This is a genomic window from Micromonospora sp. NPDC049529 (assembly GCF_055586685.1).
In genome coordinates this window covers 262879-281008 of the sequence record NZ_JBVJHT010000005.1, presented here as the reverse complement: position 1 = coordinate 281008, position 18130 = coordinate 262879, and the positions used below count along the sequence as shown (strand labels likewise).

At 72.0% G+C, this 18130-nt stretch carries 2 protein-coding genes; both read right to left on the bottom strand.

Features of this window, described 5'->3' with window-relative positions; genetic code table 11:
* Window positions 1-90: 90 nt before the first annotated feature.
* Complete coding sequence (locus ACZ6QQ_RS10765; RefSeq protein WP_465875736.1) at window positions 91-1176, bottom strand: hypothetical protein; 1086 nt, start codon at window positions 1174-1176, stop codon at window positions 91-93.
* On the bottom strand, window positions 1173-18119 hold the full coding sequence (locus ACZ6QQ_RS10760; protein WP_465875735.1) for a WXG100-like domain-containing protein: 16947 nt from the start codon (window positions 18117-18119) through the stop codon (window positions 1173-1175). The genes ACZ6QQ_RS10765 and ACZ6QQ_RS10760 overlap by 4 nt, the downstream gene beginning before the upstream one ends.
* Window positions 18120-18130 lie beyond the last annotated feature (11 nt).

Sequence of the window (18130 nt, the reverse complement as noted above, 5' to 3'; positions counted from 1 at the left end):
GACCGGCCGTTACGGGCGGACGGCGCCGTTCACTGCCCGGTCGCCTGCACTACGCATGCCACCCCGGTCCGGTTCACGACGATCCGAGGGTCATCCGGCTGCCAGTGCGACCGGGTCCGCGGCGGGTTCGGCGACCGGTGCCTGTACGGCGGCCAGTGCCCGGTGCAGGCTCAGCACGTCGACCTCGGGCACGGTGTACCGGCCATCGCGGATGTGGGCGGTGAAGTCGGCCGTCGGCGCCAACCCGTGCTGGTCCAGGTAGTACCCGACGGCGTCGCTCCAGACCCAGGTCCCGTCGGTGCGGAAGCTCATCGGCACGGACGCGCCCCGGTCCGGCTCCACCACGTCGTCGAGCAGCGTGGTGGTGATCACGAGCGGCACCCCCTGCCGGAGGTACCGCAGGATCCGGTCCCGCTCGTCGGGGTCGAGGGGCGGGCCGCCCGGCTGGTCCCCGTCGAGCGGGTCGAACAGCCGGGCGATCCGGATCTCGGGCTGTGGTTCGGCGGTCCAGAGCAGGGCGGCGAAGCCGAGCGCGGTGCGCTGGAACATGGGCAGCGCGTCCGGGTCGACGAAGACCGTGACCAGGGGATCCGTCTCACCCGCGTCGACCAGGACGCCCTGTAGGCGAGCGGTGACGGCGGGCAGACCGTCCCCGCTCGCCGGGCCGCTCGCGTACACCAGGTACATCCGCTTGGCCGGCGGCCACTGGGTGTCCAGGGCCGGGTAACGCCAGCAGCGCCACAGCGCCAGCGGGCCGGTTTCGTCGTCGATCGCGGTGGTCAGGGCGACGTCCACATCGTCGGGCCCCGCCGGGCCGCCGTCGGACCGGGTCAGATCGACGTTGTACGGAATCAGCTCGCCGTGCTCGGCCAGCACCTCCGGGCCGACCGGTGCGAGTCCGTACAGTGGCATGGTCTCGTCGGCGGCGACCTCGATCTCGGTCAGCAGGTCCGTGTCCCCGCCGGCTTCGCCGAGCGTCTCGCCGAGCAGTGCGATGTCCGCCGCGCCGAGCGGGATCCGCCCGGTCATGGCGGTGAACACGACCGCCTGGGCGACGTCGACCAGCATCCCGGCGGCGAGCCAGGTCCGGGCCTCGGCGACCAGTTCGTCGGGCATCGTGCTCTCGGCCCGCAGTAACAGGTGGTGGAAGGCGGCCAGCCGCCCGCTTTCGCTCATACCGGCTCTCCAAGTGGTTCGGTGGTTTCGTCGGTGCCACCGTGGGTCGCCGCGATCCGGGCGGCGAGTTGGGCGGCGTACTCCTCGCCGAGCCCGCCGTTGAGGGCGGCGGTGACCCGGTCGCGCAGTTCGGCCATGAGCGCCGGCCGCCCCGGTAGCGGTCCGGCATACGGACGGATGATCGCATCGGTCAGTTGGGCGACTCCGACCGCCGGGCGTCCGGTCGGCGGCATCCGGACCACCGGCGCCGTCTCGGGGACCCGAGGAAAGCTCACCGGCGCCGTCTCGGGCACCTGGGGAAACTGGGGGATGGGATTGGCCGGGGCGGGATCCTCTGCCGGGATCGCCGGCTCCGGCATCGGTGCCGGGGGTGGATCCGCGTGTTTGAGCAGCACCGGATGGACCTCGACACCGAACTTCTCGGTCAACCGGCGGGCGACGTTGTCCAACCAACGACCAATGTCCACCGGATCCAGGTCCGGCCGGACCTTCTCGCTCATATACCGACCGGACTTGTCATTCACCTCCCAACGACCCGCCACCGCATTCCACCCGAACTCACCACTGATCCGAGCCCGCGCAACCTCGGTCCCACCACCGTCCACAAAACCCGCCGCGATCGTCGGATGACCCTGCCCATCCAACAAACCCTTCACATCGTCAACCGTCACGTCCGTTCCAACCGACCGCATCCCCTCCACCAACCGCACCCACTCCGCATCCTCCACAACCGTCAGAATCTCCTCCGACCCCACCCGAATCCCACCATCCGCATCCACCACGTAATGCCACCGCGCACCCAACCGCTCCAACAACGCCGGCTTGAAATCCTCCAACCGATACCACATCGGATTCAACCGAACCGCACCATCCGCCATCTCCGCCGACTTCACCCGCTTCGGATCGACCACCACCCCGTACTCACGATCCAGATCCATCACCTCGGACAGTGCGGGGGCGGACTTGACCAAGGGGTCGGCAACCGGCTCGTCCTCGACGACCGGGGCGAATTCGACCGGGGCGAACGAGTGCTCGACCGGGGAAATGACCGGGGAGGGCGGAACAAGGACCGATATCGACGGTACGGGCGCCGGTGCGTCCGTCTCCGGGTCGAGGTCGACCACCGCCGGGATGGGGACCGGTGCCGACAACACCGGGTTCGGACCGGGATCCTCCGCGTCCTCCTCGACGATGGACGCCAGCGGCAACACCCCGGCGAGCAGGTGCGGCCCGGAGAGCGTGGACGGGACGGGGAACGCGAGCGAACGGGGAGGCACGAGCGGGCTCGACAGCACGGACGGCACGGTGGGAAAAGTTGGAACGGTCGGCACCGGCGGGACGGGAGACATCGGCGTCGGCGTGACCGAGGAGGAGGTGTCCAGCGGGGCCGGCGGTAGTGGCACCGGCGGCACCGGGGCCGTCGGTACGGCGACAAAATCGGCCTGGAAGTCGTCGAGCAGTCGATAGTGCCGCTGGGCCGAGCGCCACCAGGTTGCCTCGGCCTCCTCCCGGTCCCGGACCGCCGCGAAGTACGCCCGGTCCAGGTCGTCGTCCGGATGCTGGTCGTGCAGCCGGCTCTCCAGCGCGGCGAACCGGGCGGCCGCCTCGGTCTCGCCCGCCTCGACGAACGCGTCGGCGTCGGTCTTGAGCTGCTGCTCGTGCGCCACGATCGCGTCGAAGTCGGCCTGCGCGTCCGCCGGCGCCCCGTCATCGATACCGAGTACGCGGCGGGCGTCGTCGCGCCCCATCCGCAGCACCACCGTCACCAGCGGCGCCGCCGTCTCCTCGTTGGACCGGTGCCGGCTCCGCAGCGGCCGGGACCACTTGCCCGGCATGGTCACCTCGATCACCGGCCGGCAGACGTACGCGACGGCGGCCGACGGCCCCTCCGGCTTGAGGTTGCCGAAGCCGGTGGCCGAGTTCTCCTCCCCCGCCGCGTTGGCTGCCGTCTCGCCACTGGACGGGCCCGCTCCCCCGGTCTCCAGGGGCTGGTACGGGTCGTCGATGTAGCCGCGTCCGCCCACCACGCGGGGGGCGTGCAGCGTCTGCTTCTGCACGTTCGAGCCGCTGCCGAGGCCACCGCCGGCCTGTTCGGCGTGCTCCCGGTACACGCCGGAGTCCACTCCCGCCAGCCGGACCGCGACCGGTTCGAGTCGTACGGTGATCTTCGCCTTCTGCATCGAGGCTTCCGCGCTGGACAGCTCGGGCAGCACCAGGCCCTGTTCGGAGAGGAGCGTCCGGGCGTTGGGCAGCAGGATCTCCGGGGTGAGCGCCTGGTGCACCTGCTGGGTGCCCGGATAACCCTCCGTACGCAGTCGGCGGGCGGCGTCGGCCAGCAACGCCGCCGCTTCCCGCTGCACCTCGGCCGCTCCGTGCAGGTCCTCGGGGGCGAACCGGGGTGGGATCAGCACCCCGTCCCGGTTCCGCCAGCCCGGCTCCGGCCCCGGATCCGACAGCGGCGGGTACGCCCCCGGCCCGGTGACGGCGGCCGGCGTGCTGTTGCGGCGGGCACTGCGCAGGTCCCCGGCCCACCGGTCGACGGTCACCTCCTGCTGGAAGGTGATCGTGTTCGCCGGCACCGCCTCGCCCCGGTGGTAGATCCGGATCTCGAAATGCGGATTGAGGCGGATCCGGGCCTTCACCCCGCGCCCGGAGCTGATGTCGACGGTACGTTGCTCCGTCTCGTTGAAGTTCGTGCTGGCGGTGAGGTTTCCGGTGTTGTACCCGTAGCCGCCGCCGAGCGCGCCCGCCACCGGGGCCTTCGGCTTCGGGGCCGCCTCCGGGTTCGACGGCTGTGCGCCCGGGTTCGCCGGGTCGGGCGGAGTCTGACCCTGGATCGGGGGCGCCTGCTCCAGGGGCTTCCCCTCGGGGTTCATGACCCCGGTGGCGAGGGCACTGAAGTACAGCGCCCAGCCCCGGGCCCGCCGTACCAGCTTGCCCGTTCCACGCGCCCCGACCATGCGGACGTCGATGTCGTCGTGGTTGGCCACGAACCGGTCGAGCTCGATCGGGTCGTTGAGTGTCGCGTGCAGCCGTACGTCGTAGAGGTGCTGGCTGAACGCGCCGGTGTCGGCGTGGATCAGGGAGACTCCGCCGTCGAACAGCGCCGCCCAGTTGCGGCGTACGCCCTTGGCGGAGAGCAGGTTGAGCATGCGGCGGCGGTTGAGCATCGGGTCGGCCAGTGAGGTGCCGTTCAACGCGGCCAGGATCGGCGCCGCCAACGGCACCGGGTTCGGCGCCGCGACCGCCTGCTCCAGTGCCTCGATCGCGGGTCCCACCAGGGACGGGACCTGGTGGAAGGTCTGTAGGCCCAACCCGGCGGACCGGTCGACGGGCAGGGCGAGCGCCGGTTTGGCCGGCCGGGCGCCGATCCGGCGGGGCGGTGGCGGGTTCAGCGCCTTTCCGGGCCCGTCGAGCAGGCCCATGGCGGCGGCCTGGTCCTCGGTGACCCGCAGGTACACCGCGTTGTGGATGACGGCGCTGCGCGCGGCCGTCTTGTGGTTCTGCCACCGGTCCGGCTGGATCGCGGTCGGCAGCATCGCGGCGGGGAAGTCCGCCGAGTGGGTGACCTCGGCGACGGCGGTCACCCGCAGGTCGGCCACGACCAGGAAGGTACGGGCCCGGCCCTTGCGGTTGTTGATGTTGCGCTCGATGAACCCGCTGACCTTCTCCCGCCAGCGCCGCATCCGGTAGTGGAAGACGTGCTGGTAGCCGACGGTGCCGGTGCCGCCGCCTCCGGCCTTGTGCTCCGGCTTACCGGGCTTGCGCAGCCCGAGCGCGAACTGGATCCGGCCCAGCCACTGCCGTTCCCGGGTACGGCTGCCCCAGACCTGGATCCCGCCGCCGGGCGCGTTCTCGGTGCTGATCTCGCCCCGGACGGGGACGAGTCGGGGGGCGTCCAGTCGGGCCACGATCGACACGTCGAGCCGGCCGTCGTCGGTCTCCGTGGTGAGCGGTTCCAGGTCCCACTGCCGTTCGGTCATCGCGGCCAGGTTCGCCATCTGCCGGGAGTTCGACAGTCGGTTGACCAGGTCCGCCCACACCGGCATTCCCTTGGCCAGGGCGGCGTCACCGCGCAGCCCGCCGAGCTTGCGTTTGGAGGCCGAGTCGGGCGCGTACCGCTGGGTGTCGAGCACCGCCTGCTGGGCCAGGCCGAGCACCTCGGCGCTGCCCGGCATCGCCTCCACGTACCGCCAGTCCCAGGCCTGCTCGCGACGCCGCCCGCTGCCACCCGCCGGTTGGGTGGGCGGCGCGGGCGGTGGCGTCCGGTCGACGAACTGCCGCAGCGCGGCGATGTCGGCGCGGGTCTGCCGGGCCAGCGGACGGTTCTCCCGACCCGACACCGAGACCGGGTAGTTGACCGGGCGGGTCGGCAGCGCGCTGCGCGAGTGCAGGACCTTCACGTGGTGCGTGTCGGTGAGGCGGTACTGCGGGATCTGCTCGTCGCCGACCTGCACCGTCTCGGGCAGTCGGGTGAAGCCCGCCACGAGGTTGTGTTGGATCTGCCTGGCCCGCCGCCCCAACCCGAACAGCGCCCGCCGGTCCCGACCCAGTCCGACCGTGTACGAGTGGACCGTCACCACCAGTTCCAGATCGCCCTCGAAACGCTCCGAGTCGGGCGTGCCGCCGTGCAGCGACGTCTCCTGGCCGGTCACCTCGATCCCGCTCTGCCGGGCCCAGCGCTGCTGGAACTCGACCGCCCCGCCGGGCGACAGTGAGGTGCTCACGTTCCTGCCGGGCAGTCGCCCGATGAACCCGCCCTCGACCGCGACGGCGGCCCGCCACTGTGCCCCGGCGGCCGAGCCGTCCTGCTCACTGCTCGACTGGAAGTTGCGGACCGCGACGTTCGGCTCCTCCCCGGCGTACGTCGGCGGCCGTGGATGCCGGGCGGCGACGTGGACCACGATGTGCCGGGAGTACGTCTGCTTCGTCCTGGTCAGGGTCGCGGTCACCCCGCCGTTGAGCATCGCGGTGTAGTTCTGCCGCAATGCCGGCATGGACAGGACGCTGTCGAGTTCGGTCTGGTTGTTCTGCCGCTCGCTGGCCGAACTGGAGAAACCCATTCGGCGTACGACGCCGTCGCCCCGGTAGCGCGGCAGGAACCCGCCACCGATCTGCCCGATCAGGGCGGTCGTCCGCTCCTGGACCGCACGGAACCGGCTCATCCCGTACGGCATGGCGTGCCCGCCGGAGGACGCGTACGGCGGCGCGTGCCGGGGCCGGTCCGGCTCGGCACCGGCGGTCTGCCGTACGGCCTTCGTCTTGCCCTTCAGGTCGACGGCCGGGGCCGGCGTGCTGGCCGGCTGGCCGGTACCGCTGCCGCTGGTCGTCGCCGTGCCGGCCGGCCGGACCGTGCTGATCAGTTCGGCCGCCTTCTCCTTGGGCAGGCGGGCGAGCACGCTCAGTCGGAGTTCGACCGGACGGACCCCGGTCCGGCGACGGATCCGGTGCTGGAACGTGTTGACCCGGGTGCTCGGGTCGATGGTGACCCGGACGGTCACCTTCGCCAGCACGTTCTCGATGTCCTTGAACTCGGTGCCGGTCCGGGTCGTGGTGCTCTGCTTGACCGTGGTGGTGGCGTTGCGGCGGAACGCGGCCGACAACCGGAGCTGGACGTACCCCAGGCCCCAGCCCCACCGGATCGGCACCACGCTGCCGCCGCCGCCGACCATGCTGACGTGCTGCTGACGCCCGTTGTCGGTGATCCCCGGCTGCCAGCGGAACGAGGACTTCTTGACGTCGCCGAGCACCTCCAGGTCGGTCACCTCGGAACGCATCTGGACCGAGACCGCCTGCCGCCGCGACGGGCTGAGCAGCAGCGGCGAGTGCACCGGGCCCTCCAGCGCCAGCGGCAACTGTCCCAGCAGGCTCGGTTCGCTGAGCAGCGCCCGCATCTGCTCCCGGCTGGTGCTGCCCGGATCGACCGTGCCGGTGCGCCTGATCCGTTGCAGGACCAGTTCGGCGACCTGGTTCCAGCCCCGGCGCACACCCCACCGACCGTCCGCCTCCCGTACGTTCGCGTCCAGCAGCCGGACCGGGGTGAGGTTCTCCACCAGGGTGGAGACGTCGAAGTCGCCACTGGCCTGGCTGACACCGACCGGCGCGGTGGCCCTGGCGACGTCCTCGACCGCCTGGAACCCGATCGGGGCGATCACCACCGGCGCGGGCGGCGGGTAGACCGCGGCCGCCGGAGGGTTCGGCGCCGCCGCGCCCGCCCGGTGGAACGGCGGCACCGTCGCCGGTACGGTGCCCGGTCGGCCGGCCGTCACTGTGAACGCGACCGACGCCAGGACCAGGTTCGACCCGGCGCCGCCGCGTACGTTGTGCGAGTCGAAGAGCGTGGAACTGTTCTCGCTCGACTCCGCCGCCTGGGCCAGGGCCGCCTCGGCGGAGAAGCCGCCACCGGGGCCGATCCGGCTGGCCATGGTGAAGCCGCCGCCGATGGCGAAACTGTCCGCCGACGTCGCGGTGTCCCGTTGCGCCATGGTGAAGTCGTTACGGGTGTCGAACTTCGCCCTGTCCTCGTTCTGGTCCACCCAGCGCTGGCCGGTCGTGTCCCGGCTGGGCACGATGGTGACGCTGTGCCAGTTCCGCCACCCGTCGCGCACGTCGAAGGTGCGGCCGCCGGTGGTGAAGAACGACTGGAGGTCCTCGCGTAGCGCCGCCTCGACCGTGGAGGTGTCGACCGAGATCCCCTGCCGGCCGCCCCAGGTGAGTCGGGCGTACCGGGCCGGGACCCGGTCCCGTACGCTGCGCCGGACCGCCGAGGTCAGGTCGGCGACCAGTTGGTCGAGGTCGGACGCCCCGTCCACCTCGTAGAGCAGGTCCGGGTTGGACTGGTAGAGGCCCAGCTCCGCGGCGGTCGCCGGGATACCCGGCGGGGTCGCTGCCGGGGCCGACGCGGACGCGGACGACGTCGGTGCGGCGGCGGCGGAACCGGACGGCCCGGCCTTGCGTCCGAGTCGCAGCCCGGTGCCCCCGGAGTCCCCGTCCTCGGCGACGATCCCGTCGAACGGGATCGGCTGCCCGTCGAAGTCGTTGAGGGTGTCCCAACCGTCCTCGCCGAGCTTCGTCGGCGTGAACAGCGACCACGAACTCCCGCCGATGCTGAGCACCTTGTCCGGGTGGAACTCGGAGCCGACGACCACGTCACCGGACGCGGCCAGCACGTCTCCGCCCCGGGTCGTCGCCAACCCCTGGGCGAACTCGGCGCCCAGTTCGTCGGTGCGGCAGGCGACCAGGACCAGCAACACCTCCGGCGGAACCAGTGGCGTGACGATCCGGGACACCTGCGCGGGGGTGAGCAGCACCTCGCCGGTACCACCGTCGGCCAACCGCACCGGCGCAGCGACGAATCCACCGGCACCGTGGACCAGCAGCGCGCCGCCCGAGCCGTACGGCAGCGGGCGGTTGCGTACCAGTTCCCAGTCGGCGTCGGAGAGCAGCGCCACCCCGGCCCGCTGACCCGGCGCCGGGCGTACGACCAGGGGTAAGCCATCGGCGAACCAGGTGCCTGCCTTGTCCCGGGTCAACTCCGTCACCGGGACCGGCGGGGCCGACGAGCTGTCCACCGCCGGTACGACCGGTGTTCCCTGATGGGTCGACTTCGGGCTGCTGCCGGACGTCGACCCGAGCGCGGGCAGCGCGGTGGTCGGCAGCTGGGTGACGGTCGACGGCCCGGGCTTCCGGGGTGGCATCGTCAGCGTCCGCACCCGCTCGGTAACAACCGTCGACCCGGTCGTCTTCGGCCCGGCGGTCTTCGGCTCGGCGCGCTGGCGGAGCGTCGCGTCGGCCTCCTTTCTGAGCTGGGTCAGGAGGCCGGTGTCGACCGGGAGCGGGCCGGCCTTCGACCGGACCATCGCATCCGTGAACCGCTCGGTGTCCCGCCGTTGGGCGAGTGTCAGTGTGCTCGGTGGCGGCGGGCCCAGTTGGGACCGGACCAGGTCGGTGGCCCCGAACCGGTCGCCCGGCACGGCGGGCAGGACCGGAGCGGGCTTCCGCTCGGCCGGAGCCGTGTCGCGGTCAACCGGCGGCAACTCGTCGCCACCGTCGCTGTCGCTGTCGTCGCCGTCAATGTCACCGTCACCGTCAATGTCACCGTCGCCGTCGTTTTCCGTCCCGAGGGCGATCCGGTGCGGTACGGCGACGTACGTGGCCTCGAAGTCGTCGAGCAGCTGGGAGTGGGTCTGGAGCAGCTCCCACCACTCGGCCTCGATCCGCTCCCGCTCCCGCACCGCCTCCTGCCACTCGCGGAGGGCGTCGGCACGCGCGTCGATCGCCGCCGACCGGGTCATCGACTGCTCGCGCAGGACGGGTTCCTGGACGCTCTGCAGCCGGTACCTGGCCGCCTCCTCGGCGTCGGTCGCCGCGACGAACTGCTCCCCGGCCGCGTGCAGCAACCGGTCCTGGGCGACGATCTGATCGAAGGCGGCCCGCATCCCCGGTGCCACGGCGTCGCTGTCGTCGATGGCCAGCACCTGCCGGGCGTCCTCCAGCCCCATCCGGAGCACCACGGTCACCGGGGCTCCCGGGCGGTCGGTGCGCTGGCGGGCCGGCAGCAGCACCCGGATCCGCTCGGGCAGGGTCACCTCGATCACCGGCTGACAGATGTACGCGACCGCCGCCGACGGCCCCTCGGGTTTGACGTTGCCGAACCCGGTCGCCCCACCCTCCTCACCGGAGGCGACCGCGGCGGTCTCCCCGGTGGAGGGCCCGGCACCGCTGGTCTCCAACGCCTGGTACGGGTCACCCAGGTAGCCGCGACCGAGCAGGAGCCGTGGCGCCTGGGTGGACTGGATCAACGCGTTCGTGCCGCTGCCCCCGGCCGTGGTCGCCTGCTTCACGTGCTCCCGGTACACCCCGGCGTCGACCCCGGCCAGCCGGACCGCCACCGGCACCAGCCGGACCCGGACCACCGCCCCCTTCATCGACACGTCGGCGCTGGGCACCTCGGGCAACTCCAGCCCGAATTCGTCCAGCAGGTCACCGGCGTTCGGCAGCAGAAGCTCCGGCGTCAGCCCCTGGTGCACCTGGTGGGCACCGGCGTAGCCGGCCCGGGCCAGCCGCTTCGACACCCCCTGGAGCATGGCGTTCACCGCGTCCTGGATGACCTTCGCACCGTCGAGGTCCTCCGGCGCGAACCGGGGTGGCACCAGGATCCGGTTGCGCTCCCGCCAGCCGGGCGCCCGGAGCCGGCCGGTCCGCTGGTCCGGCGCGGGCAGCTGGTTCGCCGGAAGCGGGTACGCGCCCGGGTCGCCGGGTTCGGCGGGCGGCCGGGCCTCCGTACCGGGCTGCCGGATCCGGAGGTTGGTGGCCCACCGGTCGATCGTCACCGGGGCCTGGAAGGAGACCGCCGCGTCGCGTACCGGTCGGCCCCGGTAGAAGATCCGGATTTCGAACCGCGGCTCAAGCCGGGTCCTCGCCTTCACCCCACGCCCGGAGCTGATGTCGGTGGTCCGGATCTCCGACTCGGAGCTGTTCGAGCTGAGCACGAGCGAGCCGTAGCCGTACTGGTGCCCGGCGCCGAGGGCCGCCGCCTTGCCGTCCGGGTTCAGGATCGCCGAGCCGGCGATGTTCCCGAAGACCGCGTCACCCCGCCCGCTGCGAACGGTCTTGCCCTTGCCCCCGACGCCCACCGTCCGTACGTCGATGTCGTTGTGGTCGGCCACGAAACGGAGCACCTCGGGTGGCTGGTCGACGGCGGCGACCAGGCGGATGTCGAACAGCCGTTGGCTGACCACCCCGGTCTCCGGGTAGAGCAGCGACACCCCGCCGTCGAAGAGCGCCGCCCAGTGCCGGGGCAGCCCGGTCCGGGACAGTACGTTGAGCAGCCGCCGCCGGTTGAGCATCGGATCGGACAACCCCATGCCGGTCAGCGTCGCCAGGATCCGGGCGAACACCGGATTCGGGTTCGCCCCCGCGACCACCGCCCGCAGGGCGGTGATGGCCGGCCCGACCAGCGAGGGGACCTGGTGGAACGTCTGAAGTCCCAGGCCGGGTGAGCGCCCGGGCGGCAGCACGAACTCACTGCCGTTCACCTCCCGCGCGATGCTCCTCGGCAACGGCGGATTCGCCGGCTGCTCGATCAGACCGAGCCTGACCGCCTCGTCCTCGCTGACCCAGAGGTAGACCGCGTTCTCGATCACGGCGCTGCGGGTCACCGTCTTGTGGTGCTCCCAACTGGCCGGCTGGAGCGGCTCCGGCAGCAGCGACTTGGGCAGGTCGGCCGGATTCGTGACCTCGGCGACGACGCTGGCCCGCAGATCAGCCACCACCAGGTACGAGCGGGTCTTGGCCTTCCGGTTGTTGACGTTGCGTTCGATGAACCCGCTGACCTTCTTGCGGTGCCGGGTCATCCGGGAGTAGATGACCCGCTGGTAGCCACCGGAAGCGGTACCGCCACCGCTGAACCTGTCCTCCTTGTTGCTCGTCTCCCGGCCCGACACGCCGAACTGGGCCCGCGCCTGGACCTGGTTCTCCGTGGTCCGGGTCCCCCACACCTGCACCCCGCCACCGGGCGCGTTCTCGGTGGTGACCTCGGACAGGTTCGGCGCCAGCCTCGGTCGGGTGAGCCGGGCGGCCACCGACACGTTCAGCCGCCCGCCGTCCGCCTCGGTGGTGATCGGTTCCAGGTCCCACTGCTGCTCGGTCATCGGTCCCAGGTTCGCGACCTGCTGCGTGGTGGAGAAGCGGTCCACCAACTCGGCCCAGACCGGCATCCCCTCGACCAGGGTCACGTCGCCGCGCAGCCCGCCGAGCTGGCGTCGGGACGAGCCGTTCTCGTACCGCTGGGTCTCCAGGGCCGTCTCCTGCGCCAACCGCAGCAGTTCGCCGCTGCCCGGCATCGCCTCCACGAACCGCCAGTCCGTCACCGCCAACCGTGGCTGAGCAGGCGGCTGCGGGGGCTGTAGCGGCTGGGGTTGGAGCAGCGGGGGCTGCGGCTGCGGGGGCTGCGGTGCCGGCCGGTCCACGAAGTCCCGCAGGGTCGACAGATCGGCCCTGGTGCGCCGACGCAGCGGCACATTGTCCGCGTCGTCCTCGGCGTCGATCCGGGTCACCGGCAGTTCTTCGAGATCCTGACGCGGAATCGCGCTTTTCGCGAACAGCACGCTAACCGGTTTGTTCGAGGTGAGCGTGTACTGGTTGATCAGCCTGCCGCCGACGTCCACCTCGCCGCCGACCCAGGCTGCCGTGGGCGCGGTGGTCGGGGTCAGCGGTCCGGCCCGGTGGCCCAGCCCCAGCCGCGCCCGCGGATTGCGACCCAACCGATTCTTGTACGTGTAGACCGTGACCACCAGCTCCAGGTCACCGTCGAAGCGTTGGGAGTCGGGCGTACCGCCGTGCAGCGCGGTCTCCTGCCCTGTCGTGTCGACGCCACCCTGCTGGGCCCAGCGCCGCTGTCCCTCCACCGCGCCGCCGGGCATCACCGCGGCGCTCGCGTCCGGCCCCGGGAAACGCCCGATGAAGGCGCCCTCGACGGACAACGCCGCCCGCCACTGCGCCCCGGCGGCCGAGCCGTCCTGTTCGCTGTTGGACTGGAAGTTGCGTACGGCGACGCCTTTTTCCACCCCGGAGTAGGTCAGATCCCGGGTGTGCCGGGCGGTGACGTGGATGACCACATGTCGCGAGTGGAAGAACTTCGTCCGGGTCAGCACCGCCGCCACCCCGCCGTTGAGCAGCGCGGTGTAGTTCTGCCGCAACGCCGGTACCGAGAGCACCCGGTCCAGCTCGGACTGGTTCTTCTGTCGCTCGCTGGCCGAACTCACGTACCCCATGGTCTTGACCGCACCGGCGGTCCGGAACCGGGGCAGGAAACCGCCACCGATGCCGCGCACCAACGCCGCCGTACGGTCGTGCACCGCGCGGAACCTGCCCATTCCGATCGGCACGGAGTTGCCGCCGCTCTTGGCCCACGGCGGCGGTAACGGATCCGGTTCGGGCACTGGTTTCGTGCCCACGGAGTCCTCGTTGGTCCCCTCGGCGCTCCCCTCGTCCTCGGAGATCGTGTCGAGAGCGGAATCGTCGGGCACCCTCCTGGCCTTGCCCTTGCGGTCGCCCGGCGCGGACGTGTCGACACCGGGCGTGTCGTCGGCGTCGACGTCGTCCGGTGGTGGGCCGGCCAGCAGTTGGTCGGCCTTGTCCTTCGGCAGCCGGGCCAGCATCGTCAGCTCCACCACGATCGGCTGCGGGGACCGGCGGAACGGCTGCTGGAACGCGTTGACCCGGGTCGACGCGTCGATCGTGAGCCGGACCTTCACCCGGGCGAGCACGTTCTTCACGTCCTTGAACTCGGTGCCGGTCCGGCTGGTGCTGCTCTGTTTGACACTGGTGGTGGTGTTCCGGCGGAAACCCGCACTCAGCCGAGCCTGGATGTACGCGATCCCGAAGCCCCACCGGAACGCACCGCTGCCGCCGCCACCGACGGAACTGACGTGCTGCTGGCGCCCGACGGACGTGACGCCCGGCTGCCACCGGAACGACGACTTGGGGATGTCCTCGATCACCTCCATCGCGGTGACCTCGGAGGTCATCTCCAGGGCCACCGCCTGGCGGCGCGACGAGCTGAGCACCAGCGGTGAGTGGACCGTACTTTCGAGGGCCAGCGGCACCTGCCCCAGCACGCTCGACTCGCTCAACAGCGAACGGACCTGCTCCCGACCGATGCTGCCCTCGCCGACCGTGCCGGTCGGCCGAAGCTGTCGCAGGACATCCTCGGCGACCACGTTCCAGGCGGTGGCCGGGACCGGGTTGCCGTGCGGGTCCTGACGGTCGAACCGGGCGTCCTCGATCCGTACCGGAAACAGGTTCTCCACCAGCGTCGAGACGTCGAACCGACCCTGCCTGGACCGGACGGTCCGGGCGACCTGCGGGGCCTTCGCGATGTCGTCCAGGGCGCGGAAGGCGATCGTCGCCGTCGGTCCGCCCGGCGGTGGCGGGTGGGCGGCCATGCGCAACTGGTGGGCGGCGTCGGTCTCGTGCATCGGGGGCGACGACGTCGGTGGCCGGCCCGCCCGGTCCACCGTGATGGCGAACTGGACCGACGCCAGCACGACGTGGGAGCCGGCGCCGCTGCGGATGTTGCGTGAGTCGGACAGGGTGCCGCTCGATTCGGCGGTCTCCGCCGCGCGGGCGAACGCGAGATCACCGGAGAGCGCGCCGCCGGGCCCGAACCTGCCACCGATCGCGCCACCCAGGGCGAGTGCGAGACTGTCCCCCGCCGTCGCGGTGTCCTTGAGCGCCACGTTGGCGTCGCCCCTGGTGTCGTACTTCGCCTTGTCCGCGCTCTGGTCCACCCACTGCTGGGTGTCGGTGAACCGGGTCGGGGCGATGGTGACGGAATGCCATCGCCGCCACCCGTCCCGTACGTCGAAGGTCCGCCCACCGGTGGTGAAGAACGACTGGAGGTCGTTGCGCAGGGCGTGTTCGATCGCCGTGGTGTCGACGGTGAGCGCCTGCCGCCCGCCGTACGTGATCCGGGCCAGCCGGTTGGACAGCCTCGCCCGTACCCGCGCTTCGACGCCCTGCCGTATCTGCTCCACCAACCGGTCGACGTCGGCGGCGCCGTCGACCTCGGACAGCAACTCCGGGCGCCGCTGGTACACGCCGAGCAGGGCGCTGATATCCGGCAGCGGAACCGACGGCGGCGGGGTGTCCTCCGCCGTGCCCGGTGTCTTCGCCGTCTCCCCCGTCTTTCCCGTCTCCCCCGGCGTCTTCGACGTCGTCGGGGTAGCGGTGGCGGACGAGGACGACGAGGCGGTCGCCTTGAGTCTGGTCCAGGGTGCGAGCTTTCTCGGCTGCGGTGTGCTCGACGTCGACGCCCCCTGGTTGCTCAGCGGGTTGGGGCCGAGCCGCAGACCCGGTCCACGGCCGGGACCGTCTACCGCGACGATCCCGTCGAACGGCCGCGTCAGGCCGTCGACGTCGTCGTTGAGCACGTCCCAGCCTTCGCCACCGAGCCCGTCGGGAACGAAGAGCAGCCACGGGTCGCCGCCGACCGAGACGAGGCCACCGGAGGGACCTCCGGTACCCGCGATCACGTCGCCCGACGCGGCCAGCACGTCCGTCCCCCGGGCCGAGGCGAGCCGCTGCGCGAACCCCCCGGCCAGTGCGGTCGGTGCGCACGAGACCAGCGCCAGCGGCGCGTCGGGCGGGGCCACCTCCGCCACGATCCGGGCCACCTGGTCGGGATCGAGCAGCACCTCGGCGGAGGTGCCGTCGGCGTGCCGGACGGCCGCCCGGACCCGGTCGCCGGCGCCGTGCACCAGCACCGCCGCTCCCGCGCCGTCCGGCAGTGGCCGGCCCCGGACCAGGGCCCAGTCGGCGTCGGAGAGCAGCCCGACACCGGCCCGGCCGGGCACCGGCCGCACGATCAGGGGTACGCCGTCGGCGTACCAGGTGCCGTCCGCGCCCCGGGTCAGGTCGGCCACCCGGGCCGGGCCGGTCAACCCGGCCTTGACCGGGGACGTGACCGGTGTAGGCCCGCCCCGGACCAGGGACGTGAACGGAAAGACGTTCCCCCGTCGGGTACGCGGGTGCAGCCGGTTCCAGGCTCGCCGGTCGCGCGGGTTCGCCGGCCGGTGCCGTACGGGGCGACGGCGATTGTCCACACCGGTCGGGTTCGGCACGTACGCGACCGGCGGTGGTGCGGGGGCCGGAGGCGTCGGCGGGTCGTTGACGGACGACGGTTGGTGGTCGGTCCGGGAAGCCGGTTGGCCGCTCTCCGGAGTCGGAGTCGGAGTCGGTTCGCTCGGCTTGCCCGACGTGGTCGGATCCGGAGCCACGATCGCGTTTGGGCTCGGGCTCGCGTTTGGGCTCGGGCTCGCGTTTGGGCTCGGGCTCGTCGGGGCGGGGGTGGTCTGGGTGGGAGCGATCTGGGTGGGGGCGGTGGGCGCCGGGCGGGAGGTCGCGGGGCGGGTACCGGCCGGATCGACCGCGGTGGGTCCGGCCGCGGTCGATCCGACCGTGCCGGGAACGGGGGCACCTGAGCTGATCGCGCCGGGAACGGTGCTGCTGGAACTGATCGCGGCGGAACTGATCGCCGTCGGACCCGTCCGCCCGCCGGGCCCGGCGGCCGTGGTGCTGCTGGACGCGGCCGTGCTGCTGGCCGAATTGACGCTGCTGGTCGAACTGGTGTTGCCCGCCGTGCTGGGGCTGCTGGTCGAACTGGGGCTGCTGGCCGTGCTGGCGCTGGAGGGTGTCGTCGTGGAGGTCGACGCGGTGCCGCTGGAGGTGGAGGTGGGATTCGCCGGCGTGTTGTTCGTCGCGGCTGCCGTCGTGCTGCTCGACACGGCGCTCGGCGAGACCGCTGTCGGTCCGCTGGAGCCGCCGACGCCGTTGGCAGTCGCCGTCGACGACGTGTGGGAGGTCGGGGTGGCACCCGTACCGACGCCGGCCGAGGCGGGTGCGCCGGTCACCGTTGGCCCCGTCGACATGGTCGGCGAGGCGGACACCGGGGAGTCGAACGAAGCGGTGGTGGTCGGGGTCACGCCGACCGACCCGCCGCCGTCGACTGTCGGCCCGACCCCGTCGACGGAGGTGACCGGAAGGCTCGGCACCGGACCGTTGAAGGCCGGACCGCCCGGCACCGGACCGTTGGCGGGCGGGCCGTTGAGAACGGGACCGTCCGGGTTGGCCGAGCCGTCCGAAACGGAGTCGTTCGGGGTGCGCGGATCGTTCGAGCTCGACACCGGCCCGGCCGTCGACGCGGACGACACGGGGGCGGGGCCGTTGGTGGGACCCGTACCGGCGACGGTGCCGACCGGAGTCGGGGTCGACGTGGGCGGGGTGGAGGTGGGGGGGCCGGTGTCCGCCGTACCGTCGGGGCCGCCGCCGGTCGCCGTACCCGAATTGTCGGGCCCGCCCTTCGGACCACCCGGCGGCGGGCCGCCGGGGGTGAGCACCGGCACCGGTACGTCCGTCGGCGTCGACTTGGTCGGCTGGTCGGCGCCGCCGTTCTGGTCGGAGTCCGGACCGGGGCGAATCGCGTTGCCCACGTTCGTGCCGGCGATGCTGGCACCGGCGGAGAGGATGCCGGAGGTGGCCGCCGCACCGGTCACCTTGAAGCCCTCGCCGTTGATGGCGTTGACCGTGCCCTCGGCGAGGACCTCGGTGCCCGCCTCGACCACCAGCTCCTCGGCCCCCTCGACCACCGCCTGCCTAGCCGTCGGCTTCGGCGCCGGGGTGAGGAGGGCGTCGAGGAAGGTCTTCGGTGGCGGCTTCGGGGTGGGGATGTTGTCCACGACCGCGTCCGCGACCTCGCCGCCGAACCGGCGGAAGATCCGGTTCGCGGCCGGGCCGAGGACCGTCGCGATGGCGCCACCCACGGCACCGGCGATCGCCGCCTGGCGGGTCAGCGAGGTGTCGATGTGGTCACGGGTACCCATCGCCATCTGCAACCGCTGCACGATCAGGTCCAGCAGCACCTGAAGGCCGATGCCGATGATCTGGTTCATCACCACGTGCATGAGCAGGCGTCCGAGCAGGGTACGGACCAGGAAGCGGAAGATGGCCACCCGTGCGGCCAGCCAGTTGAGCGCCGCGCCGGGGTTGAAGAACGAGAAGGCGAGCGCGACCGCGAACTCGATCAGCAGGAGGATAATCGCGCCGATCAGGGTCATCTTGACGTACTGCACCTGGGTGCCGCTGGTCTGGCTCTTCGCGCTGAGCTTGCGCATGTGCAGGCCGGCGGCGGCGAGGAAGCCGGGCTCCTCGTCGACGTACGCCCGCATCGACTCGACGAACGCCTCGTCAGCCTGCCCGGAGACCCCCTCGCGGATCGACTCGACGGCACTGACCAGCAACGGAATCGCCGCCTCGACCCCGTCGGCCGCCCCCTGGTAGGCCCGCGACATCGCGAACAGCCGATCCTCGTTGGCCCCCGGAAAGTCCTCCCCGGAGACCCACTTGAGGAAACCGGCAAGCTGGTCCGACGCCTCGATCGCCATTCGGTCAGCTC